This window comes from Spartinivicinus marinus (genome assembly GCF_026309355.1).
Taxonomy (GTDB): Bacteria; Pseudomonadota; Gammaproteobacteria; order Pseudomonadales; family Zooshikellaceae; genus Spartinivicinus; species Spartinivicinus marinus.
Map to the genome: position 1 here is coordinate 1905035 of NZ_JAPJZK010000001.1, position 24668 is coordinate 1929702.

Annotated in this window: 26 protein-coding genes and 5 tRNA genes; all 31 read right to left on the reverse strand. The window is 45.7% G+C overall.

The annotated features are described in order from the left end of the window. Positions 1-12: 12 nt before the first annotated feature. The 31 genes from rplN to OQE68_RS08770 all read right to left on the reverse strand — a co-directional run bounded on the left by rplN (position 13) and on the right by OQE68_RS08770 (position 24647). Positions 13-381 (reverse strand): 50S ribosomal protein L14, encoded by a 369-nt coding sequence (gene rplN / locus OQE68_RS08620; RefSeq protein ID WP_163835706.1) that lies wholly within the window; start codon positions 379-381, stop codon positions 13-15. 49 nt (positions 382-430) lie between these two features. Beyond that, on the reverse strand, positions 431-697 hold the full coding sequence (gene rpsQ, locus OQE68_RS08625; RefSeq protein ID WP_180570497.1) for a 30S ribosomal protein S17: 267 nt from the start codon (positions 695-697) through the stop codon (positions 431-433). 1 nt (position 698) lies between these two features. Then, on the reverse strand, positions 699-890 hold the full coding sequence (rpmC, locus tag OQE68_RS08630; protein WP_180570498.1) for a 50S ribosomal protein L29: 192 nt from the start codon (positions 888-890) through the stop codon (positions 699-701). After that, a complete protein-coding gene (rplP, locus tag OQE68_RS08635; protein ID WP_163835712.1) occupies positions 890-1303 on the reverse strand; it encodes a 50S ribosomal protein L16 in 414 nt (137 codons plus the stop codon). The genes rpmC and rplP overlap by 1 nt, the downstream gene beginning before the upstream one ends. A gap of 11 nt (positions 1304-1314) precedes the next feature. Then, complete coding sequence (rpsC, locus tag OQE68_RS08640) at positions 1315-2004, reverse strand: 30S ribosomal protein S3 (protein WP_180570499.1); 690 nt, start codon at positions 2002-2004, stop codon at positions 1315-1317. A gap of 11 nt (positions 2005-2015) precedes the next feature. Beyond that, positions 2016-2354, reverse strand: a complete 339-nt coding sequence (gene rplV / locus OQE68_RS08645) for a 50S ribosomal protein L22 (protein ID WP_434801432.1) — start codon at positions 2352-2354, stop codon at positions 2016-2018. Between the two features lie 6 nt (positions 2355-2360). Further along, positions 2361-2639, reverse strand: a complete 279-nt coding sequence (gene rpsS / locus OQE68_RS08650; protein ID WP_180570501.1) for a 30S ribosomal protein S19 — start codon at positions 2637-2639, stop codon at positions 2361-2363. Positions 2640-2664: 25 nt separating this feature from the next. Further along, positions 2665-3489: a 50S ribosomal protein L2 gene (rplB, locus tag OQE68_RS08655; RefSeq protein ID WP_180570502.1), complete on the reverse strand. Its 825-nt coding sequence runs from the start codon at positions 3487-3489 to the stop codon at positions 2665-2667. A gap of 14 nt (positions 3490-3503) precedes the next feature. Then, entirely contained in the window at positions 3504-3800 is a 297-nt protein-coding gene (gene rplW, locus OQE68_RS08660; RefSeq protein WP_180570503.1) for a 50S ribosomal protein L23, read from the reverse strand. Continuing rightward, on the reverse strand, positions 3797-4399 hold the full coding sequence (rplD, locus tag OQE68_RS08665; protein WP_180570504.1) for a 50S ribosomal protein L4: 603 nt from the start codon (positions 4397-4399) through the stop codon (positions 3797-3799). The genes rplW and rplD overlap by 4 nt, the downstream gene beginning before the upstream one ends. 11 nt (positions 4400-4410) lie before the next feature. Continuing rightward, a complete protein-coding gene (rplC, locus tag OQE68_RS08670; RefSeq protein ID WP_180570505.1) occupies positions 4411-5043 on the reverse strand; it encodes a 50S ribosomal protein L3 in 633 nt (210 codons plus the stop codon). Positions 5044-5151: 108 nt separating this feature from the next. Next, on the reverse strand, positions 5152-5463 hold the full coding sequence (rpsJ, locus tag OQE68_RS08675) for a 30S ribosomal protein S10 (protein ID WP_180570506.1): 312 nt from the start codon (positions 5461-5463) through the stop codon (positions 5152-5154). A 167-nt stretch (positions 5464-5630) separates the two neighbouring features. Beyond that, on the reverse strand, positions 5631-6824 hold the full coding sequence (gene tuf, locus OQE68_RS08680; RefSeq protein ID WP_266195576.1) for an elongation factor Tu: 1194 nt from the start codon (positions 6822-6824) through the stop codon (positions 5631-5633). A gap of 37 nt (positions 6825-6861) precedes the next feature. Then, entirely contained in the window at positions 6862-8949 is a 2088-nt protein-coding gene (fusA, locus tag OQE68_RS08685; RefSeq protein ID WP_180570508.1) for an elongation factor G, read from the reverse strand. Between the two features lie 18 nt (positions 8950-8967). Then, the gene (rpsG, locus tag OQE68_RS08690) at positions 8968-9438 is read right to left on the reverse strand and encodes a 30S ribosomal protein S7 (protein WP_180570509.1); all 471 of its coding nucleotides are present in this window, start codon (positions 9436-9438) and stop codon (positions 8968-8970) included. 122 nt (positions 9439-9560) lie between these two features. Next, entirely contained in the window at positions 9561-9935 is a 375-nt protein-coding gene (gene rpsL / locus OQE68_RS08695; protein WP_163835732.1) for a 30S ribosomal protein S12, read from the reverse strand. Positions 9936-10125: 190 nt separating this feature from the next. Continuing rightward, on the reverse strand, positions 10126-14334 hold the full coding sequence (gene rpoC, locus OQE68_RS08700) for a DNA-directed RNA polymerase subunit beta' (protein WP_180570510.1): 4209 nt from the start codon (positions 14332-14334) through the stop codon (positions 10126-10128). Between the two features lie 78 nt (positions 14335-14412). Then, positions 14413-18489, reverse strand: coding sequence for a DNA-directed RNA polymerase subunit beta (gene rpoB / locus OQE68_RS08705; protein ID WP_180570511.1), 4077 nt, complete (start codon positions 18487-18489; stop codon positions 14413-14415). A gap of 217 nt (positions 18490-18706) precedes the next feature. After that, positions 18707-19081 carry a 50S ribosomal protein L7/L12 gene (gene rplL, locus OQE68_RS08710; RefSeq protein ID WP_180570512.1) on the reverse strand — a complete coding sequence of 125 codons (375 nt, stop codon included), beginning with the start codon at positions 19079-19081 and terminating at the stop codon, positions 18707-18709. A 62-nt stretch (positions 19082-19143) separates the two neighbouring features. Beyond that, the gene (rplJ, locus tag OQE68_RS08715) at positions 19144-19674 is read right to left on the reverse strand and encodes a 50S ribosomal protein L10 (RefSeq protein WP_163835738.1); all 531 of its coding nucleotides are present in this window, start codon (positions 19672-19674) and stop codon (positions 19144-19146) included. A gap of 234 nt (positions 19675-19908) precedes the next feature. After that, on the reverse strand, positions 19909-20604 hold the full coding sequence (gene rplA, locus OQE68_RS08720; protein WP_180570513.1) for a 50S ribosomal protein L1: 696 nt from the start codon (positions 20602-20604) through the stop codon (positions 19909-19911). Next, positions 20604-21035: a 50S ribosomal protein L11 gene (gene rplK / locus OQE68_RS08725; RefSeq protein ID WP_163835742.1), complete on the reverse strand. Its 432-nt coding sequence runs from the start codon at positions 21033-21035 to the stop codon at positions 20604-20606. Before rplK ends, rplA begins: the two co-directional genes overlap by 1 nt. A 156-nt stretch (positions 21036-21191) precedes the next feature. After that, complete coding sequence (nusG, locus tag OQE68_RS08730) at positions 21192-21725, reverse strand: transcription termination/antitermination protein NusG (protein ID WP_180570514.1); 534 nt, start codon at positions 21723-21725, stop codon at positions 21192-21194. 6 nt (positions 21726-21731) lie between these two features. Beyond that, a complete protein-coding gene (secE, locus tag OQE68_RS08735) occupies positions 21732-22103 on the reverse strand; it encodes a preprotein translocase subunit SecE (RefSeq protein ID WP_180570515.1) in 372 nt (123 codons plus the stop codon). Positions 22104-22122: 19 nt separating this feature from the next. After that, positions 22123-22198, reverse strand: a tRNA-Trp gene (locus OQE68_RS08740). 42 nt (positions 22199-22240) lie between these two features. Further along, positions 22241-23434, reverse strand: coding sequence for an elongation factor Tu (gene tuf / locus OQE68_RS08745; protein ID WP_180570507.1), 1194 nt, complete (start codon positions 23432-23434; stop codon positions 22241-22243). A gap of 74 nt (positions 23435-23508) precedes the next feature. Next, positions 23509-23584, reverse strand: a tRNA-Thr gene (locus tag OQE68_RS08750). Between the two features lie 26 nt (positions 23585-23610). Next, positions 23611-23685, reverse strand: a tRNA-Gly gene (locus tag OQE68_RS08755). Between the two features lie 7 nt (positions 23686-23692). Beyond that, a tRNA-Tyr gene (locus OQE68_RS08760) sits at positions 23693-23776 on the reverse strand. 48 nt (positions 23777-23824) lie between these two features. Beyond that, positions 23825-23900 (reverse strand) — tRNA-Thr (locus OQE68_RS08765). Between the two features lie 42 nt (positions 23901-23942). Next, positions 23943-24647: a hypothetical protein gene (locus OQE68_RS08770; protein ID WP_180570516.1), complete on the reverse strand. Its 705-nt coding sequence runs from the start codon at positions 24645-24647 to the stop codon at positions 23943-23945. Positions 24648-24668: the final 21 nt, after the last annotated feature.

Sequence of the window (24668 nt, forward strand, 5' to 3'; positions counted from 1 at the left end):
CTCCAGCCCTCTCTATAGCACTTCAGGTGCCAAAGAAATAATTTTCATAAACTGCTCTGAGCGCAGCTCACGAGTAACAGGCCCGAAAATGCGGGTGCCGATTGGCTGATTCTGGTTGTTTAGCAATACCGCAGCATTACCATCAAAACGAATCACTGATCCATCCTGACGACGAACGCCTTTTCTTGTACGAACAACCACCGCATTCATGACTTGGCCTTTTTTGACCTTGCCACGCGGAATAGCTTCTTTAACTGTTACTTTGATAATATCGCCAACACTAGCGTAGCGACGGTGTGAGCCGCCTAATACCTTTATACACATCACTCGACGCGCACCGCTGTTATCAGCAACGTCAAGTACGGTTTCAGTCTGAATCATCTTTCTTCTCCCACCTCAACTAGGTTTACTTTGAGGCCAAGAACTACAGTTAAACTTGTGTAGCTCGTTCATCAATAGAAACCAACTCAAAGGTTTTGTGCTTTGATAGTGGTCTGGTTTCCTTGATGGTTACCCAATCACCAATTTGGCATTCGTTGCGTTCATCATGCGCATGCAACTTAGTTGAGCGTTTCACATACTTACCGTATATAGGGTGCTTTACCTTGCGCTCTAGCAATACAGTAACGGTTTTATCCATTTTGTTACTGACTACTCGACCGTTTAGTGTCCGCACATTCTTTTCTGTGTCTGCCATCTTACTTACCTGCTTTTTCATTCAGCACAGTTTTAACACGGGCAATGTCACGGCGGACTTGTTTGAGCAAGTGAGTCTGCCCCAGTTGTCCAGTCGCTTTTTGCATCCGATAGTTGAACTGGTCATGTAGCAGCGCTAATAGCTGCACGTTCAGCTCTTCGACGGATTTTTCGCGTAATTCAGTTGCTTTCATTACATCACCGTCCGTTTCACGAAAGTTGTTTCTACAGGTAGCTTAGCTGCCGCAAGCGCAAACGCTTCGCGTGCTAATTCTTCAGAAACACCTTCCATTTCGTAGAGCACACGACCTGGCTGAATCTGACAAACCCAGTATTCAACGCTACCTTTACCTTTACCTTGACGTACTTCCAAGGGCTTTTGGGTGATTGGCTTGTCTGGGAAAATACGAATCCAGATTTTACCGCCACGCTTGATATGACGAGTCATTGCACGACGTGCTGCCTCAATTTGGCGAGCAGTAATTCGGCCACGACCAGTCGATTTTAAAGCATATTCACCGAAACTGACTTTAGAGCCGCGAATCGCTAGACCGCGATTACGGCCCTTCATTTGCTTACGAAACTTCGTACGCTTTGGTTGTAACATTTGCGTACTCCTTACTTAGCCGCTTTCTTCTTAGAGGCTGGCTTTTTGGCTGGCTTTTCGTCTTCACGAATACCACCAATCACCTCGCCTTTGAAGATCCAAACTTTAACACCCAAGATGCCGTATGTTGTTAGGGCTTCATAGTGGGCATAATCGATATCAGCACGCAGAGTGTGTAGAGGCACACGTCCTTCGCGGTACCATTCAGTACGAGCGATTTCTGCACCACCTAAGCGTCCGCTGATTTGGATTTTGATACCCTTAGCACCTAAGCGCATCGCATTTTGTACCGCACGCTTCATCGCACGACGGAACATGACACGACGCTCTAGCTGGTTACACACGCTTTGTGCAACGAGCATAGCATCTAGCTCTGGCTTACGAATTTCTTCAATATTGATGTGAACTGGCACACCCATTTTTGCAGAAATATCGCGACGTAGTTTTTCAACGTCCTCACCTTTTTTACCAATCACAATCCCAGGACGAGCAGTGTGAATAGTAATTTTGGCGTTTTGAGCCGGGCGCTGAATTTCTACACGGCTAACTGAAGCATTTTTCAGTTTCTTTTGAATATACTCACGAACTTGTAAATCGGTAATCAGCTTGTCAGCGAATTCCCGCCCTTCTGCAAACCATACAGAAGTGTGGTCTTTTACGATGCCAAGGCGAATACCGGTTGGATGTACTTTCTGACCCATCTGATCGTCTCCTATTTCTCAGCAACCTTGACCGTAATATGGCAAGACCGCTTCAGAATGCGATCAGCACGGCCTTTAGCACGAGGACGAATTCTTTTTAAGGTTCTACCTTCGTCAATAAATACAGTAGAAACCTTTAATTCGTCGATATCAGCACCTTCATTGTGCTCAGCATTGGCAATAGCTGACTCCAACACTTTTTTGACTAATACAGCAGCTTTTTTGTTGCTGAAGGTCAAAATATTCAGTGCTTCATCTACCGCTTTTCCGCGAATCTGGTCGGCAACCAAACGCACTTTTTGAGCAGAGATGTTAGCGCCTTTATGAATAGCGGCTACTTCCATTGTCATCTCCCCTTATCTGCGCTTGGCTTTTTTATCTGCAGCGTGACCACGATAAGTACGTGTAGCTGCAAATTCGCCGAGTTTATGACCCACCATGTCTTCAGTAACAAAGACAGGTACATGCTGACGCCCGTTATGAACCGCAATGGTTAAACCAACCATTTGCGGAAGAATCATAGAGCGACGCGACCAAGTTTTAATGGGACGCTTATCGCTTTTCTCAACAGCATCCTCAACCTTCTTCAGTAAGTGAAGGTCTATAAATGGACCTTTTTTAAGTGAACGTGGCACTGTCGTTTCCTCTATACCTGGTTAATTACTTGCCGCGGCGACGGACAATTAGCTTGTCTGTACGCTTATTGCTACGAGTCTTACGGCCTTTAGTCGGCATACCCCATGGAGAAACAGGGTGACGACCACCAGAAGTACGACCTTCACCACCACCGTGTGGGTGATCCACTGGGTTCATGGCAACACCACGAACTGTTGGACGAACACCACGCCAGCGTTTTGCACCAGCCTTACCTAAAGAACGTAGGTTATGCTCACTGTTTGATACTTCGCCTAAAGTGGCGCGGCATTCAGCAAGAATTTTACGCATCTCACCTGAACGAAGTCTTAGGGTAACGTAAGCACCTTCACGAGCAACTAATTGTGCAGAAGCACCTGCACTACGCGCCATTTGAGCACCTTTACCAGGCTTCATTTCAATACAGTGAATTACACTACCAACAGGGATATTGCGAAGTGGTAGGGTATTACCTACTTTAATCGGCGCATCAACACCAGAAACAACCTGATCGCCTTGCTTTAAGTTTTTAGGCGCAATGATGTAGCGACGCTCACCATCAGCATATTTAACTAAAGCGATGTTAGCCGTTCTGTTTGGATCGTACTCAAGACGCTCTACAACGCCGTTGATACCATCTTTGTTGCGACGAAAATCAATAATCCGGTAGTGTTGCTTGTGACCGCCGCCACGATGGCGAGTAGTAATCCGGCCACTGTTATTACGTCCACCTGACTTAGACTTCTTCTCTACTAAAGGTGCATAAGGAGCACCTTTGTGCAAGTCCTGGTTGACGACTTTAACTACAAAGCGACGCCCCGGAGATGTAGGTTTACATTTTACGATTGCCATACCTTGCTCCTCCGTTACTCAGCGTCAGCAAAATCAATTTCTTGACCTTGCTCAAGACAAACATACGCTTTCTTCCAGTCAGAGCGCTTGCCAATACCACGCGCAGTACGCTTGGTTTTGCCTTTAACCTTAACGGTTTGAACCGCTTTGACTTTCACTTCAAAAAGCTTTTCTACGGCTTTTTTAACTTCTAGCTTGGTAGCCGTGGTAGCAACTCTAAACACATACTGACCAGCTAAATCAGCTTGAAGTGTTGCTTTCTCGGAAATGTGTGGACCAAGCAGTACTTTAAAGATTCGCTCCTGGTTCATCCTAACATCTCCTCAAACTTTCTTAAGGCAGCGACAGTTGCGACTACTTTTTCATGAGCAACCAGGCTAACTGGATTTGCAGCATTCACATCGCAAACATCAACATGAGGAATGTTCCGCACACCCAGATACAGGTTTTCTTCAACTGCATCAGTGATGATCAATGCATTAGTAGCATCAAGCTCTTTTAGCTTGCTCAGCACCTCTTTGGTTTTTGGCGCAGCAACTGAAAAGTCTTCTACAACAACTAAACGCTCTTGACGAACCAGCTCAGACAAGATGCTCCGCAGCGCAGCGCGGTACATTTTCTTGTTCAGCTTTTGTGTGTGATCTTGTGGCTTAGCCGCAAAAGTCACTCCACCAGAACGCCAGATTGGGCTACGAATAGTGCCCGCACGCGCGCGACCAGTACCCTTTTGACGCCATGGTTTACGTCCACCGCCACTCACTTCTGAGCGAGTTTTCTGTGCACGAGTACCTTGACGAGCACCAGCCAAATAAGCGACAACTGCCTGGTGAACCAGAGTTTCGTTAAAGGCTGCGGTGAAGGTGTGATCAGAAACTTGGACCGTACCGGCACCAGTTACATTCAAATCCATAACTCTCCCCCTTAGCCACACTTAACGGCTGGACGAACGACCACATCAGAACCTGTAGCACCAGGAACTGCACCTTTGATTAACAGCAGGTTGCGTTCGACATCAACACGTACAACTTCAAGGGACTGAACTGTCACCCGCTGATTACCCATTTGACCTGCCATTTTCTTACCTTTGAAAACACGGCCTGGGGTTTGACACTGACCAATTGAGCCAGGGGCACGGTGAGACAGTGAGTTACCGTGAGTAGCGTCCTGAGTAGAGAAATTCCAGCGCTTAACTGTGCCGGCAAACCCTTTACCTTTAGAACGTCCAGTAACATCAACTTTTTGACCAGCCTCAAATAGGCTGACATTGATTTGGTCACCTACTTTGTACTCTGCGTTATCTGCACGGAACTCCCACAACCCACGACCAGCTGGAGTGTCAGCTTTAGCGTAGTGGCCAGCCAAAGGCTTGCTTACGCGAGAAGCTTTTTTTGCACCAGCGGTAATTTGGATTGCATTGTAACCGTCAGTCGACTCAGTTTTAACCTGGGTAATCCGGTTAGGATCGACTTCAATAACAGTAACAGGTACAGAGGCACCGTCTTCGGTAAAAATGCGCGTCATGCCGCACTTTTTTCCGACTAATCCGATACTCATAATTTACCTCTTTCGTGTACGGGGCTATAACCCGCTATGGCCGCCCATTTCAGAGCGTTACACAAACAAAAAGCGTAGATCTTATTCAGGTCTACGCCCCCAATCACATCAGGCTAGGCTGATTTGAACCTCAACGCCGGCAGCCAGATCTAACTTCATCAAAGCATCAACTGTTTTATCAGTTGGCTCGACAATCTCCAGCAGGCGCTTGTGAGTGCGAATCTCATACTGATCACGGGCGTCTTTATTAACGTGAGGTGAAATCAGTACGGTAAACCGCTCTTTTTTGGTAGGCAATGGGATTGGACCACGCACCTGAGCCCCAGTACGTTTTGCAGTTTCTACAATTTCCTGGGTAGACACATCGATCAGGCGGTGATCAAACGCTTTTAAACGGATACGAATCTGCTGATTTTGCATTTGATCAAAACTCCGGGTAAAGAACTTAACTAGGCAATCAATGTTGCCATAGCAAAAGGAGGCAAGATTCTATAGACGCCACCTTTTCCTGTCAAGAAATATACAAAAAGAGGCCCTTTCTCCGAAGAGGGGGCCTCTTTTTGTTACAAGCCAATTATTAAGTTAGCTTACTCAATAATTTTTGCTACTACACCAGCACCTACAGTACGACCACCTTCACGGATAGCGAAGCGTAAGCCATCTTCCATAGCAATTGGCGCAATCAAAGTCACTTTCATTTGAATGTTATCGCCAGGCATTACCATTTCAACACCTTCTGGTAATTCTACCGCGCCTGTAACGTCAGTGGTACGGAAGTAGAACTGTGGACGATAACCTTTGAAGAATGGTGTATGACGACCACCTTCGTCTTTGCTTAATACGTAAACTTCTGATTCAAACTTGGTGTGTGGAGTGATAGAGCCAGGAATAGCCAATACTTGACCACGCTCTACGTCATCACGCTTAGTACCACGCAACAACACACCAACGTTCTCACCTGCACGACCTTCGTCAAGCAGCTTACGGAACATCTCAACACCAGTACAAGTCGTTTTTTGCGTGTCGCGGATACCGATGATCTCTACTTCGTCACCGACTTTAACGATACCACGCTCTACACGACCCGTTACTACAGTACCACGACCAGAAATAGAGAATACGTCTTCGATAGGCATCAAGAATGGCTGATCGATAGCACGCTCTGGCTCTGGGATGTACTCATCTAAAGTCTCAACTAGTTTCTTAACCGCAGTACTACCCATTCCATTATCATCTTTACCTTCTAACGCCATTAGCGCAGAGCCGGTGATAATTGGGGTGTCGTCACCTGGGAAGTCATACTGGCTTAACAGCTCACGCACTTCCATTTCTACCAGCTCAAGCAGCTCTTCATCGTCAACCATATCAGCTTTGTTTAAGAAAACAACGATGTAAGGTACACCTACCTGACGAGACAACAAGATGTGCTCACGAGTCTGAGGCATGGGGCCATCAGCTGCAGAACAAACTAAAATAGCGCCGTCCATTTGAGCCGCACCAGTGATCATGTTTTTCACATAGTCAGCGTGTCCTGGACAGTCAACGTGTGCATAGTGACGAATTGGAGAGTCATACTCAACGTGTGCAGTTGAGATAGTAATACCACGCTCGCGCTCTTCTGGTGCATTATCGATTTGATCGAATGCTTTTACTTCACCACCAAACGCCTCAGCACAAACACGAGTCAATGCTGCAGTTAATGTAGTTTTACCATGGTCAACGTGGCCGATAGTACCTACGTTTACATGGGGTTTGGTACGTTCAAACTTTGCTTTAGCCATTTTTACAATATACCTTATTCAAATATCAGCGATCTGATTAAGCCTTAGTAACTGCTTCAGCAATACTGGCAGGTGCTTCTGCATACTCTTCGAATTCCATTGAGTATGTGGCACGACCTTGTGTTGCTGAACGCAAGTCGGTGGCATAGCCAAACATTTCACCAAGAGGCACTTGAGCACGGACGACTTTACCTGAGGTACTATCTTCCATCCCCTGAACAATGCCGCGACGGCGGTTCAAGTCACCCATTACATCTCCCATGTAATCTTCAGGAGTGACCACCTCAACCTTCATCATTGGTTCAAGCAGTACTGGGCTTGCCTGTGGTGCATATTTTTTCAGCGCCTGAGAGGCAGCGATTTTAAATGCCATTTCGTTGGAGTCAACGTCATGGAAAGAGCCGTCATACAAACGAGCTTTTAAGCCTAATAGCGGATAGCCAGCTATCACACCGTTTTGCATTTGCTCTTCGACACCCTTCTGAATCGCTGGAATGTACTCTTTTGGAATCACGCCACCCACGATTTCATTAACGAACTCCAAGCCTTCTTCTTCAGATGGCGAGAATTCAATAACAACGTGACCATACTGACCTCGACCACCGGTTTGACGAGCAAATTTATGGTCGGCAACAACAGAGCTGCGTAGACGCTCACGATAAGCCACCTGAGGCTTACCAATATTGGCTTCTACTTTAAACTCACGCTTCATCCGATCGACAATGATGTCCAGGTGAAGCTCACCCATACCTGCGATGATAGTTTGACCAGACTCTTCATCTGTCCAAACCCGGAATGAAGGATCTTCTTGGGCTAGCTTACCTAAAGCAATACCCATTTTTTCTTGGTCAGCTTTTGACTTAGGCTCAACTGCTACAGAGATAACAGGTTCAGGGAACTCCATCCGTTCAAGCGTGATGATGCCATCATGGGCACACAAAGTATCACCTGTAGTTACATCTTTAAGGCCAATCAGCGCCACGATGTCACCAGCCAATACTTCTTTCAGCTCTTCACGGTTATTAGAGTGCATTTGCACCATCCGGCCAATACGCTCTTTCTTGTGCTTAACTGGGTTATAAACTGAGTCACCAGAAGAAACTTTACCGGAATAAACCCGAACGAAGGTCAACGTGCCTACGAATGGGTCAGTAGCAATTTTAAATGCCAGAGCAGCGAAAGGTGCATTGTCGTCAGCCTCACGGGTTTCGACAGTCTCTTCATCTTCAAGCACACCTTCGATTGCTTTTACATCAGTTGGTGATGGCAAGTATTCAACAACTGCATCCAATACAGCTTGAACACCTTTGTTTTTAAACGCGGAGCCACAAGCTACCAAGACAATCTCGTTGTCCAGAGTACGCTTACGTAGACCTTGCTTGATCTCCTCAACTGACAGATCACCTTCTTCCAGGTATTTTTCCATCAGTTCTTCAGATGCATCGGCAGCAGCCTCAAGCATTTTTTCGCGCCACTCATCCGCAACGTCTTGCAGGTCAGCTGGAATATCTTCCAACTCATAGGTCATACCCTGATCAGCCTCATTCCACATGATGGCTTTCATTCTGATCAGATCAACAACCCCTTTAAACTCATCTTCAGCGCCGATGTTAATTTGAATCGGTACAGCGTCAGCACCCAGGCGATCAACCAATTGATCAACAACCATGAAGAAGTCAGCTCCAGCACGGTCCATTTTGTTTACGAAGACCATACGCGGTACTTCGTACTTATTAGCCTGACGCCAAACTGTTTCAGTTTGCGGCTGCACACCAGAAGATCCACATAGAACAACAACTGCACCGTCAAGTACACGCAATGAGCGCTCTACTTCGATGGTAAAGTCAACGTGTCCTGGCGTATCAATGATATTGATCCGGTGTTCATCGAACTGCTGGTTCATACCACTCCAGAAACAAGTGGTTGCAGCAGAAGTGATGGTGATACCACGCTCCTGTTCCTGCTCCATCCAGTCCATAGTGGCAGCGCCGTCGTGTACCTCACCAATTTTATGAGATACCCCGGTATAGAACAGAACACGCTCAGTTGTCGTAGTTTTACCAGCATCAACGTGAGCACAGATACCGATATTGCGGTAACGGCTAATGGGAGTTTTACGAGCCACGATACTATCCCCTGGTCATTAGAAACGGTAATGAGAGAAGGCTTTGTTGGCCTCAGCCATACGATGGACATCTTCACGTTTCTTAACAGCGGCACCTTTACCTTCTGCTGCATCTAGCATTTCACCAGCCAGACGTAAAGCCATCGATTTTTCGCCACGCTTACGAGAAGCGTCTACCAACCAGCGCATTGCTAACGCTGTACGACGAGAAGGACGCACTTCAACAGGCACTTGATAAGTAGCACCACCTACACGGCGGGATTTCACCTCTACCATAGGTGAAATAGCTTCTAGTGCTTTTTCAAACAATTCGATAGGCTCGCCCTTGCTGCGCTCTTGCACTTTATCTAAAGCACCATAAACAATGCGCTCAGCAACGGACTTTTTACCACTGATCATTACGTGGTTGATAAATTTCGCTAATGTCTGATTTCCAAACTTGGGATCAGGTAGGATTTCTCTTTTTGCGACGACTCGTCTTCTTGGCATGATAAGCTCTCAAAAATCTGGTCTTCAGGATAGCCTAAGACACATTACCTTGCGCAATAATTAGCTTATTATTGACACAACAGGGACGTACTTAGCCTTACTCTTATCTAAAATTCAGTCTATTAAGACTTAGGACGCTTGGTACCATACTTAGAACGACCTTGTTTACGATCGTTAACACCTTGAGTATCCAAGCTGCCACGTACTGTGTGATAACGCACACCTGGCAAGTCTTTTACCCGTCCACCACGAATCAGTACCACACTGTGCTCTTGCAAGTTGTGGCCTTCACCGCCGATGTAAGAAGTAACCTCAAAGCCATTCGTTAAGCGCACACGGCAAACTTTACGAAGCGCTGAGTTAGGCTTCTTAGGGGTAGTAGTGTAAACCCGGGTACAAACGCCACGACGCTGAGGACAGCTCTGCAAAGCAGGCACGTCACTCTTAGCTACTTTGCGTTTGCGAGGCTTGCGTACCAACTGGTTAATGGTAGCCATTTAAGCAAACTCCAATTTACTTTCATTTTTTGATGAAGAGACAACAAAATTCGGCAGGTATAAAACCTGCCGAAGAAAAAGACGCGAAATTTTAATGAGTGTACAAATCTGAGTCAAGTAAATGACTATAATCCACCCACTTTAGTGATGTAATCTTCAACGAAAATAGCACCACTAAACTTTATTTCGCTTAAGAACTACTTGAGTTCAGCGCCTCACTTAGTGCTTGCTCTACATCGCTAGCACTCACTTTAGCACTGGTTTTTAGTTCTTCCAGTTCACGCTTACGGCGGCGCTCAGAGTGATAAGCTAAACCAGTTCCTGCAGGAATCAAACGCCCAACTACTACGTTTTCTTTTAATCCACGCAAGAAATCCTGCTTACCAGTCACCGCCGCTTCCGTTAACACCCTAGTGGTTTCCTGGAAGGATGCCGCCGAAATAAAGGACTCAGTTGCCAATGATGCTTTAGTAATACCTAACAATACTCGCTCGCACTTCGCAGGGAACTTGTTGTTCTCTGCTAGCACTTCGTTTTCTTCCAGTACAGAGGTGTACTCCAGCTGCTCACCTTTAATAAAGTCAGAATCACCAGACTCAGCAATCTCAGCTTTACGCAACATTTGTCGCAGTATGACTTCAATATGTTTATCGTTAATTTTTACCCCTTGTAAGCGGTATACATCTTGGATTTCATTAACGATATATTTAGCTAACTCGCTGACACCTAGCAGGCGCAAGATGTCGTGCGGATTAGAAGGCCCATCAGAAACAACTTCCCCTTTCGTCACCTGCTCACCTTCAAATACGTTGAGGTGACGCCATTTTGGAATCAGCTCTTCGTAGTTATCACCGTCAGGTGAAGTAATGACTAACCGTTTCTTACCTTTGGTTTCTTTACCAAAACTGATAGTACCGCTGATTTCCGCCAGGATTGCCGACTCTTTTGGCTTACGTGCTTCAAACAAGTCAGCTACCCGAGGCAATCCACCCGTAATATCCTTGTTACCAGAAGTTGCTTGTGGAATCCGCGCGATTACATCACCCACCTCTACCTTAGCGTTATCAGTCAGGGTAACTAACGCATTCGCTGGCAAGAAGTATTGCGCCGGCATATCACTACCAGGCATTTTTAGTTCTTTGCCGTTACTATCCAATAGTTGGATAGCTGGACGAATATCCTTGCCAGATGATGGACGATCTTTAGGATCAATAACCTCAATATTGGACAAGCCAGTAAGCTCATCGGTTTGCTTCTTAACAGTAATTCCTTCATCCATACCTGAGAATGAAACAGTACCCGCTAATTCAGCAACAATTGGGTGAGTATGTGGATCCCACTTAGCCACCACTTGACCAGCTTCTACTTTAACGCCATCTTTAACGCTAATCACAGCACCATACGGCAGCTTATAGCGCTCACGCTCACGGCCAAACTCATCAGCCAATGCCAACTCACCTGAACGCGAGGTCGCAACGATGCAGCCATCCTTACGCTCAACGAACTTCATATTGTGCAAGCGGATAGTACCGGCATTTTTCACTTGAACGTTATCAGTTGCAGATGTCCTGGAAGCAGCACCACCAATGTGGAAGGTACGCATTGTTAGCTGAGTACCTGGCTCACCGATTGATTGAGCCGCGATTACTCCAATGGCCTCACCAACATTAACTAGATGCCCGCGACCAAGGTCACGACCATAACAACTCGAGCAGATACCGAAGCGAGTTTCACAGGTAATAGGCGAACGGACGACCATTTCATCTACGTTCATGGCTTCTAGCTTTTCAACCCAAGCCTCGTCAATCAGAGTGCCTGCAGGAATGGCAATTTCGCCATCAGCACCAGGCTTAGGAACATCAACAGCGACTACCCGGCCAAGAATACGCTCACCTAATGGCTCGACCACATCACCACCCTCAATGTGAGGTGTCATGACCAAACCTTTATCAGTACCACAGTCTTGCCCTGTAACCACTAAGTCCTGAGCAACATCCACTAAGCGACGAGTCAGATAACCGGAGTTTGCCGTTTTCAGGGCGGTATCCGCCAAGCCTTTCCGCGCACCGTGAGTTGAGATGAAGTACTGTAATACGTTCAAACCTTCACGGAAGTTTGCAGTAATAGGTGTTTCGATGATTGAGCCATCTGGCTTAGCCATCAGACCCCGCATCCCCGCCAACTGACGAATCTGCGCCGCACTACCCCGAGCACCGGAGTCTGCCATCATGTAAACAGAGTTGAATGACTCTTGCTGAACTGTTTTACCTTCACGGTCAACCACATCATCAGAGCCTAGGTTCTCCATCATTTTCTTGGCCACTAACTCATTAGCACGTGACCAGATGTCGATTACCTTGTTGTATTTTTCACCCTGAGTTACTAGACCAGAAGCAAACTGGCTTTCGATTTCTTTTACTTCATCTGAAGCTGCATCAATGATTTCCAGCTTTTCATCAGGAATTACAAAGTCATTTACACCAATAGAAGCACCTGACTTAGTCGCGTAAGAAAAGCCCATATACATCAGTTGGTCAGCAAAGATTACTGTTTCTTTTAAACCAACATTACGATAGCAGGTGTTAATCAGCTTGGAGATAGACTTCTTCTTCATCGCCTGGTTAACCAGGTCAAATGGCATACCTTTAGGACAAATTTCAAATAGCAGTGCACGCCCTACTGTAGTATCAGCAATACGAGTAGCCGATGTAACATTGCCTACTAGGTCTTTAATAGTTTCTTTGATTCTGACCTTAACTTTGGCATGCAACTCTACTTGGCCCGCCCCATAAGCACGACTGACTTCTTTAATGTCTTTAAATGCCATGCCCTCGCCTTTCGCATTGATCCGGTCTCGGGTCATGTAGTAAAGGCCAAGAACTACGTCTTGCGATGGCACAATAATTGGCTCACCGTTAGCAGGTGCAAGTACGTTGTTGGTAGACATCATCAGCGCACGAGACTCAAGCTGGGCCTCGATAGTTAATGGTACGTGGACCGCCATCTGGTCACCGTCAAAGTCAGCGTTATAGGCCGCACAGACTAACGGGTGCAACTGGATAGCTTTACCCTCGATCAACACTGGCTCAAATGCCTGGATACCTAAACGGTGCAATGTTGGTGCACGATTCAACAGTACAGGATGTTCGCGAATAACTTCAGCCAGGATATCCCATACTTCCGGGGTTTCCCGCTCAACCATTTTCTTAGCCGCTTTAATCGTTGTCGCCAGACCACGATGCTCAAGCTTGCCAAAGATAAAAGGTTTGAATAGCTCAAGTGCCATTTTCTTAGGCAAACCACACTGATGCAGGCGCAAGGTAGGGCCAACCACGATTACCGAACGGCCAGAGTAGTCAACTCGCTTACCTAACAAGTTCTGACGGAAACGACCCTGCTTACCTTTGATCATATCTGCCAAAGACTTCAGAGGACGCTTATTCGAACCAGTAATGGCACGACCGCGACGACCGTTATCCAGCAAGGCATCAACAGACTCTTGCAACATCCGTTTTTCGTTACGCACGATGATGTCTGGAGCACTTAAGTCCAACAGCCGCTTCAGACGGTTGTTCCTGTTGATTACCCGGCGGTATAAGTCGTTCAAATCAGATGTAGCAAAGCGACCACCATCAAGTGGTACTAATGGGCGTAAGTCAGGTGGCAATACCGGCAGAACTTTAAGAATCATCCACTCTGGATTGTTATCTGACTTATGGAAAGCTTCTAACAGTTTCAAGCGCTTAGAAAGCTTCTTGATTTTGGTTTCAGAGTTCGTGTTAGGGATCTCTTCACGTAACTCTTGCACTTCTTGCTCAAGATCGATATCTAGCAATAATGCCTGAATCGCTTCAGCACCCATTTTGGCATCGAAGTCATCACCAAATTCTTCTAATGAGTCGTAGTACTCTTCATCGTTTAGTAGCTGGCCACGCTCAAGGGTCGTCATGCCTGGGTCGATCACCACATATGACTCAAAGTACAGCACTCGTTCGATATCACGCAGAGTCATATCCAGCATCAAGCCTATTCTGGAAGGCAGTGACTTCAAGAACCAGATATGTGCAACAGGGCTTGCCAGCTCGATGTGTCCCATCCGGTCACGACGAACTTTTGAAAGCGCAACTTCTACACCACACTTTTCGCAGATAACACCACGGTGCTTTAAGCGCTTATATTTTCCACACAAACACTCATAATCTTTCACTGGGCCAAAAATCTTGGCACAGAACAAACCATCGCGCTCTGGTTTAAACGTACGATAGTTAATGGTTTCAGGCTTTTTCACCTCACCATATGACCAGGACCGAATCATTTCTGGTGAAGCCAAACCAATGCGTATGGAGTCAAATTCTTCTGACTGTCCTTGAGACTTCAGCAGGTTTAATAAATCTTTCAAGGCTATCTCTCCCAGCGGAGTTGTTGATTCCGGGAGCCTTCTGGCTCCCGCGCCGCAATTAGGTTTTGGTCACGTGGACTATTCGCTTTCCAGCTCAATATCAATACCTAGCGAACGAATCTCTTTCACCAACACATTGAATGACTCTGGCATACCCGCTTCCATTCGGTGGTCACCGTCAACAATGTTTTTGTACATCTTGGTCCGACCTGCCACGTCATCAGACTTAACCGTTAGCATTTCCTGCAAGGTATAAGCTGCACCGTATGCTTCCAGTGCCCATACCTCCATCTCACCGAAACGCTGGCCACCAAACTGAGCTTTACCACCCAATGGTTGCTGCGTTACCAGACTGTAAGAACCGGTAGAGCGGGCATGCATCTTGTCGTCAACCAAGTGGTTGAGCTTCAGCATATACATATAGCCAACCGTTACTGGTCGATCAAAACGATCACCGGTACGACCATCATGAAGCACCATCTGACCAGAGTCTGGCATATCCGCCAGCCTTAACAGCTCCTTTATTTCCTCTTCTCTAGCACCGTCGAACACTTGTGTAGCCATTGGTACGCCACCACGAAGGTTATAGGCAAGCTCAAGAAGCTCTGCATCAGAGAAACTGTCAAGGTCTTCAAAACGGCCTTCGCCAACGTCGTTGTAGACCTTCTTCAAGAAATCACGCAACTCAGCAATAGACTGCTGGGCTTTAATCATTCGATCAATTTTCTCACCCAGCCCTTTTGCCGCTAAACCAAGGTGGGTCTCAAGAATTTGCCCAACGTTCATCCGTGACGGTACACCCAGTGGGTTAAGCACGATATCAACTGGGTTACCCTGTTCGTCATAGGGCATATCCTCAACAGGCATGATTACTGAGATAACACCCTTGTTACCATGACGCCCTGCCATTTTGTCACCTGGCTGAATTCGACGCTTAATCGCCAGATAAACCTTAACGATTTTCAGTACGCCTGGCGCCAAGTCATCACCACACTGAAGCTTTTTCTTCTTGTCTTCAAAGCGTTGATCCAGCTGGTCACGACGTTCTTGCAATTGCTCTTGTGCAGCCTCTAGCTGGTCGTTTAGCGCATCGTTAGTCATCCGCAACTTAAACCAGTTACGATGCTCCAGCTCTGCCAGGTACTCACTGGTAATCTCATTACCTTTGGTAAGATTTGGACCACCTTCAACTTTTTGCCCAACCAGAGCAGCTTCTAGACGTTCAAAAGTAGCAGTTTCGACAATGCGGAACTCTTCGTTGAGGTCCTTACGCACCTCATCCAGCTGAGCTTTTTCAATAGCCAGGGCACGCGGATCTTTTTCAACACCATCACGGGTAAAGACCTGCACATCAATTACCGTGCCTTTTACACTGGTAGGTACCCGTAAAGAAGTGTCTTTAACGTCAGAGGCTTTTTCACCAAAAATAGCACGCAGTAGCTTCTCTTCTGGCGTTAGCTGAGTTTCACCTTTTGGTGTCACCTTACCAACCAGAATATCGCCTGCGCCCACTTCAGCACCCACATAGACAATGCCTGACTCGTCCAACTTAGACAGCGCACCCTCACCAACATTCGGAATATCTGAAGTAATTTCTTCAGAGCCAAGCTTCGTGTCACGGGCGACACAGGTCATTTCTTGAATGTGGATAGTAGTGAAGCGATCTTCTTGAACCACACGCTCAGAAACTAAGATCGAGTCCTCAAAGTTGTAACCATTCCAAGGCATGAACGCCACACGCATATTCTGACCAAGCGCTAGCTCACCCATGTCAACGGATGGGCCATCAGCCAGAATATCACCACGAGTCACTTGATCACCGGTGCTAACCAATGGGCGCTGATTAATACAGGTGTTTTGGTTAGAACGGGTGTATTTAGTCAGGTTGTAGATTTCAACACCAGCTTCACCAGTGATCAGTTCATCTTCATTAACCCGGACAACAATCCGCGCTGCATCAACAGACTCGACCACCCCACCACGCCTGGCAACCACACACACACCAGAGTCGCTCGCTACGTTGCGCTCCATACCAGTACCCACTAATGGCTTTTCAGAGATTAGCGTAGGCACTGCCTGACGTTGCATGTTTGATCCCATCAAAGCCCGGTTAGCATCATCGTGCTCAAGAAATGGGATTAACGAAGCTGCGACCGAAACCACCTGACGTGGTGATACGTCCATATACTGAACGTTTTCAGGAGGCATTAAGGTAAATTCATTCTTGTGCCGAACGTTTACCAGCTCATTTATCAATTTACGATCTTCATCCAGTGGCGCATTAGCCTGAGCGATTACATATTCACTCTCTTCAATAGCAGAAAGGTAGTCAATTTCATCTGTAACCACACCATCAACCACTTTCCGATAAGGCGATTCAAGGAAACCAAATGCATTGGTTCTAGCGTAAGTAGCTAGAGAGTTAATCAAACCAATGTTTGGACCTTCAGGCGTTTCGATAGGACATACCCGACCATAGTGAGTTGGGTGTACGTCACGCACCTCAAAACCAGCACGCTCACGAGTCAAACCACCTGGACCTAATGCAGAAACTCGGCGCTTGTGAGTAACTTCAGACAGAGGGTTATTCTGATCCATAAACTGAGATAGCTGGCTAGAGCCAAAGAACTCTTTAATTGCAGCGGCTACTGGCTTGGCATTGATCAAATCTTGCGGCATTAGACCTTCAGATTCGGCCATGCTCAGGCGCTCTTTTACTGCACGCTCAACCCGAACCAAGCCAACCCGGAATTGGTTCTCAGCCATTTCACCAACGCTACGAATCCGACGGTTACCCAAGTGATCAATATCATCCACTTGACCTTTACCATTACGGATGTCTACCAGGGTCTTCATAACATCAATGATGTCACTGTTATCAAGCACACCCTGACCTTGGTCATCTTTGCGGCCTAATCGACGATTAAACTTCATCCGGCCTACGCCAGATAAATCGTAACGCTCTGGAGAGAAAAATAGGTTTTCGAATAATGCTTCTGCCGCCTCTTTGGTTGGAGGCTCACCTGGACGCATCATTCGATAGATTTCAACTAAAGCTTCAAGCTGACTTGTCGTATTATCAGCTTTTACGGTATCTGAAATATAAGGCCCACAGTCGAGATCATTAATATAAAGTGTCTCAATTGTTTTAATGCCTTTAGTAATTAATTTTTCCAGCATTTCCAGAGTGATTTCAGAGTTACAGTTAAATAACACCTCACCTGTTGCTGAATCAATAATATCAGTGGCAGTAACCTTACCTAATAAGTACTCAGTTGGTGCATCAAGTGTCTTCAAATTAGATTTCTGCATCTGCCGTATATGGCGCGCAGTAATCCGGCGACCTTGCTCAACAATAACACTGCCATCACTATCTTTAATATCAAAGCTAGCCGCTTCACCACGCAAGCGCTCAGGCACCAGCTCCATTGATACCCCATCATCACTGACGTGAAACTTATTGGTATCGAAGAACATATCAAGAATTTGCTCAGATGAATAACCTAGTGCTCTAAGCAATATCGATGCTGGCAACTTACGACGACGGTCAATACGCACATATAGCAAGTCTTTTGGATCAAACTCATAATCCAGCCAAGAGCCACGATAAGGAATAATTCGGGCAGAATAAAGCAACTTGCCTGAAGAGTGGGTTTTTCCACGGTCGTGATCAAAGAACACCCCAGGAGAACGATGCAACTGGGAAACTATCACCCGCTCAGTACCATTAATAACAAAGGTACCGTTTTCGGTCATTAATGGGATTTCTCCCATATAAACTTCTTGCTCTTTGATGTCTTTGATTGCTTTGTTTGCTGAATCCTTATCGTAAATAATCAGGCGAACTTTAACCCGAAGTGGAACAGCATAAGTGACGCCACGGAGTTGACACTCTTTAACATCAAAAGCCGGTTCACCCAGTTTGTAGCCTACGTACTCAAGAGCCGCACTACCTGAGTAACTTACGATTGGAAAAACGGATTTAAAAGCGGCGTGCAAACCAAAGTCATTACGTTGATTCGAGCTGACTCCTGCCTGTAAAAACTTGCGGTAAGAATCAAGCTGAATTGCCAGGAGATAAGGAATATCCATAACATGCGGCAGCTTGCCGAAATCTTTACGGATACGTTTTTTCTCAGTATATGAGTAAGCCATTAGCGTTCCCCAGCTTGGTCACCTGCTAACCAGCGCTTTTACCAGTGTCGTAAATAAGCGCGCAGTGAAAATAAGAACTAAAGTATTGTCCTTTTAAGCAGCATTGGTATGCTGTAATTGTGCAACATCAGCTGTATATTGCTGAGTTTACAACAGCAAAAGGCCGGCACCTCAAGGTACCAGCCAAATTGGAAAAGAATTTATGCAATCGTTGGAATTACTTAACTTCCACAGTTGCACCAGCTTCTTCCAGCTGTTTTTTAGCGTCTTCAGCTTCTTCTTTAGTAGCACCTTCTTTAACAGGAGCAGGCGCACCGTCAACTAAAGCTTTAGCTTCTTTCAAACCAAGACCAGTGATACCGCGAACAGCTTTAATTACGTTCACTTTCTTGTCACCAGCGCTTGTTAGAACAACGTCAAATTCAGTTTGCTCTTCTTGAGGAGCAGCTTCAGCAGCAGCTGGACCAGCAACTGCAACTGCAGCGGCAGCAGAAACACCGAACTTGTCTTCCATTGCTTCAACAAGCTCAACAACTTCCATTACGCTCATTTCAGCAATTGCATTTAAGATATCTTCTTTAGATAGAGCCATTACTCTAATCTCCTAAAATCTGTAGGTAAAACCAAACTTGTAAAACAGCCAAATTATTAAAATTAAGCTGCTTCTTTCTTCTGGTCGCGAACCGCTGCCACAGCACGAGTAATTTTGGCTGGGAACTCGTTTAGAGTACGTGCCAGTTTTGTTACTGGTGCAATCATTACACTCATCAGCATTGCGCGAGCCTGATCCAAAGTAGGCATCTTCGCCAGCACATCAATTTGCTCAGGGCCAAGTAGTTGACCACCAATTGATAATGCTTTTACTTCCAGTTCTTTGTTTTCTTTAGCGAAGTCCTGAATTACACGTGCAGCTGCACCTGGATCTTCGTTAGAGAAAGCAATAACTGTTGGACCAGTTAACGCTTCTTGCAGACACTCATAATCAGTGCCTTCAACTGCGCGGCGAGCAAGTGTGTTACGAACAACCTTTAAATAAACGCTGCCTTCACGAGCTTGCTTGCGGAGTGCAGTCATCTGATCAACCGTCAAACCACGGTAATCAGCGATTACTGCTGATAAAGCGCTTTTGGCAGCCTCGTTGACCTCAGCGACAATCGCTTTCTTGTCTTCGAGTTTTAATGCCATTGGCTTTACTCCTAAAAAAAGGAATTTCTGTTTTAGTAAAAAACATTTGTATAAAACACCTGCCTTTTACTTAAGAATACGGTGAAGGGCTCATTGGATAATGAAGCTACACCGTCTGCGTAGGAGAATTAAGCCATCTTTTAATCTAAAAAACAGCACCTACGGTCTTTGACGGCTCCTGTCTTGCCTTATACATTCATTAATATTTAAGGTAAGCAAGAGCCCCAAAGTCTGTTATGCGTCTAGGCTTGATATATCAACAGTCAAACCAGGTCCCATCGTTGTAGATAAGGTAACCTTTTTCATGTAGACGCCTTTAGCAGAAGCAGGCTTAGCTTTTTTCAAGTCAACCAGCAACGCTTCAATATTTTGTTTAACTGCATCAGCAGCAAAACCTACTTTACCAACGCCACAGTGGATAATACCGTTTTTATCTGTACGGTATCTCACCTGACCAGCTTTAGCATTTTTTACTGCTTCAGCTACGTTAGGTGTTACAGTACCCACTTTAGGGTTTGGCATCAGACCACGCGGGCCTAAAATTTGACCTAACTGACCAACAACACGCATTGCGTCAGGAGAAGCAATAACAACATCAAAGTTTAAGTTACCGCCCTTCACTTCAGCGGCTAAATCGTCCATACCAACGATATCAGCACCCGCTTCTTTAGCTGCATCAGCATTAGGGCCTTGAGTGAATACCGCTACACGAACATCTTTACCTGTACCGTTTGGCAATACAGTAGAGCCACGAACAACCTGATCAGATTTACGAGGATCAACACCTAAGTTAACTGCAACGTCAAAAGACTCAGCGAACTTAACAGTGGAAATTTCAGCCAGCAGCTGAGCAGCTTCTTGAATTGGATACGCTTTTGTGCGATCAATTTTCTCAGCAATGGCTTTTGCGCGCTTAGATAACTTGGCCATTACACACCCTCCACATTTAAGCCCATGCTGCGAGCACTACCAGCAATAGTTCTAACCGCTGCATCAAGATCCGCTGCCGTTAAGTCAGGCTCTTTAGTTTTAGCGATCTCTTCTAGTTGCTCACGAGTCACAGTACCCACTTTTTCAGTGTTAGGACGGCCACTACCTTTTTTCAGCTTGGCTGCTTTTTTCAATAACACAGATGCAGGTGGAGTTTTAGTCTCAAAAGTAAAGCTGCGGTCACTGTATACAGTAATCACAACTGGAATAGGCATACCCTGTTCCATACTTTGAGTTTTGGCGTTAAATGCCTTACAGAACTCCATAATGTTAACGCCATGCTGACCTAATGCAGGACCAACAGGAGGGCTTGGATTAGCTTGACCAGCTGCTACTTGCAGCTTGATATAGGCTTCTACTTTTTTAGCCATTATTCACCTCGACGATGGGTTAAGCGCTTTGTTACTACGACCTGGCTTACTATGAAGGGCCACCTAGCAACTCAGCTCCCCTTTGTTGAAAGTCATCATTTTGACAGACAATAAAGACCCACACTGCATATGCAGTGCGGGCCTTAAAAAAATCTATTAGCCTTTTTCTACTTGGACAAATTCTAGTTCAACTGGCGTTGAACGACCAAATATTAATACGGCAACTTGTAATCTATTTTTCTCGTAGTTAACTTCTTCAACTACGCCATTAAAATCTGCAAATGGTCCATCGATAACCCGAACAACTTCACCTGGTTCAAACAGGGTTTTGGGTTTCGGTTTGTCTGAGCCATCTTCAACACGCTTTAAGATAGCTTGAGCTTCGCGCTCAGTAATCGGCGCAGGACGATCGGCTGTTCCGCCAATAAACCCCATTACTCTTGGGGTATCTTTAATTAAGTGCCAACTATCATCGTTCATTTCCATCTGCACTAATACATAGCCTGGAAAGAACTTGCGTTCACTTTTACGCTTCTGGCCACTTTTAATTTCGACTACTTCTTCAGTAGGCACTAAAACCTCACCAAACAAGTCTTGCATGTCGTGCAATTCAATACGTTCTTTAATAGAGCGCATAACTTGCTTTTCATATCCTGAATATGCATGCACAACATACCAACGCTTAGCCATGAGCGGTTACCCAATCAAACCATTAATAATTGAATTCAATGCCCAATCAATTAGCCACAAAACAAATCCCATCAAGATAACTACAGCTACAACAATTACGGTAGTTTGAACGGTTTCTTGCTTAGTTGGCCAAACAACTTTCCGTACTTCAACTTTAGCATCTTTGACCAAAGTCCAGAATTTTTGGCCTTTAACCGTAGTTAAAGCAACGTAGCCTGCTGCTAAACCTAGGATAAGGAGGGCTATCACACGATAAAGCAAAGATTCGCTTTGATAAAAGTAATTACCGTAGGCGCCCGCAGCTACAACAGCAAATACCACAAACCACTTTAGACCATCTAGACGGCCTTGGTTTTCAACTTCAATCTTTGCATTCATGATCAGGTGCTCTAAGAGATGGCAGGCCAGGAGGGAATCGAACCCCCAACCCCCGGTTTTGGAGACCGGTGCTCTACCAATTGAACTACTGGCCTGTAACCATGGTGCCAGCTAAAAACTAGCACCATATTCCAACTTTACTCAATAATTTTTGCAACTACACCAGCACCTACAGTACGACCACCTTCACGGATAGCGAAGCGTAAGCCATCTTCCATAGCGATTGGTGCAATTAGTTCAACTTTCATTTGAATGTTATCGCCAGGCATTACCATTTCAACACCTTCTGGTAATTCTACCGCGCCTGTAACGTCAGTGGTACGGAAGTAGAACTGTGGACGATAACCTTTGAAGAATGGTGTATGACGACCACCTTCGTCTTTGCTTAATACGTAAACTTCTGATTCAAACTTGGTGTGTGGAGTGATAGAGCCAGGAATAGCCAATACTTGACCACGCTCTACGTCATCACGCTTAGTACCACGCAACAACACACCAACGTTCTCACCTGCACGACCTTCGTCAAGCAGCTTACGGAACATCTCAACACCAGTACAAGTCGTTTTTTGCGTGTCGCGGATACCGATGATCTCTACTTCGTCACCGACTTTAACGATACCACGCTCTACACGACCCGTTACTACAGTACCACGACCAGAAATAGAGAATACGTCTTCGATAGGCATCAAGAATGGCTGATCGATAGCACGCTCTGGCTCTGGGATGTACTCATCTAAAGTCTCAACTAGTTTCTTAACCGCAGTACTACCCATTCCATTATCATCTTTACCTTCTAACGCCATTAGCGCAGAGCCGGTGATAATTGGGGTGTCGTCACCTGGGAAGTCATACTGGCTTAACAGCTCACGCACTTCCATTTCTACCAGCTCAAGCAGCTCTTCATCGTCAACCATATCAGCTTTGTTTAAGAAAACAACGATGTAAGGTACACCTACCTGACGAGACAACAAGATGTGCTCACGAGTCTGAGGCATGGGGCCATCAGCTGCAGAACAAACTAGGATAGCGCCGTCCATTTGAGCCGCACCAGTGATCATGTTTTTCACATAGTCAGCGTGTCCTGGACAGTCAACGTGTGCATAGTGACGAATTGGAGAATCATACTCAACGTGTGCTGTTGAGATAGTAATACCACGCTCGCGCTCTTCTGGTGCATTATCGATTTGATCGAATGCTTTTACTTCACCACCAAACGCCTCAGCACAAACACGAGTCAATGCTGCAGTTAATGTAGTTTTACCGTGGTCAACGTGGCCGATAGTACCCACGTTAACATGCGGCTTGGTACGTTCAAACTTTGCTTTAGCCATCGAGACCAACTCCCATTAAGAGATTCGCCACTCTACACAAAAAAGCAGATGAATCACTTATCACCTGCCAACTCTGGAGCTCATAACCGGATTTGAACCGGTGACCTCTTCCTTACCAAGGAAGTGCTCTACCGACTGAGCTATATGAGCTTTAACAAATACTGTATTACTTTATTTGGAGCGGGTGGCGGGAATCGAACCCGCATCATCAGCTTGGAAGGCTGAGGTAATAGCCATTATACGACACCCGCTTGAATTTGGTGGTGGGGGCTGGATTCGAACCAGCGAAGCTTACGCGTCAGATTTACAGTCTGATCCCTTTGGCCACTCGGGAACCCCACCAAGGAGACGCTTATAATATTTAGAGAATTTGCTTTGTCAAGCTTATTTTGGTGCCGGCACTAGGAGTCGAACCCAGGACCTACTGATTACAAGTCAGTTGCTCTACCAACTGAGCTATACCGGCAAAAACTCTCCGTTAAACGCGGGCGCAATTCTACGGTAAGACTTAATAAGATGCAACGTCTTTACAACGAATTCTTCTTTTTTCTATAAATGGATAATTATTAGCCAGCCCAACCCAGACCTGATCAGCAATTAGCTCTAATTCTGACGGAGAGAAATTCAACCATGTTTCATCTTTAAACCGCTCTACAACTTTGACGGCCACATCATAACCCGCGGATATCATTTCATTTTGTAAGTTAAGCGCAGAGCTTTGCTTAGTAAACAAGCCTAAGGAGAGCCCATTTTTTAGTTCACCATCAGTAATAATAAAGCTATCGCGCCCTTGTGCTTTTAGCTCTTTTAACTTTCTCAGTGCTGATCGACGAGAAATCAGTGGCTTAATATATACCCAATAATCAGGCTCAGTATTTACCTGCGTTTTTTTTCGGATGGGCTTAATTCCTATAGCCAAAAAACGCTGCTCAATTTGCTTTAGTATTTTTGCTTCAGCAATTGGGCCAATGCTGGCGCAAAATTCTCCTTTATTAGTGATTGAGTTTCCTGTTGCCGTATTAACACCTGTCGCATTTTTAGTGCTCGGGCTATTTTGTGGACGCTGACGAGGTTTTAATTCAGACTCAGCAAGTAAAGTTAGGGAAGCAACCTTGCTGCTAGCTTTAACAGACAAGCTTGCACCTTTAACTGGTGCTGTTTGATTGCCTTGATGCCAGTAGTAACCTGCCACAATCAAGTTTGTTATTACCAAACAAATAAATATCCAGCGCAT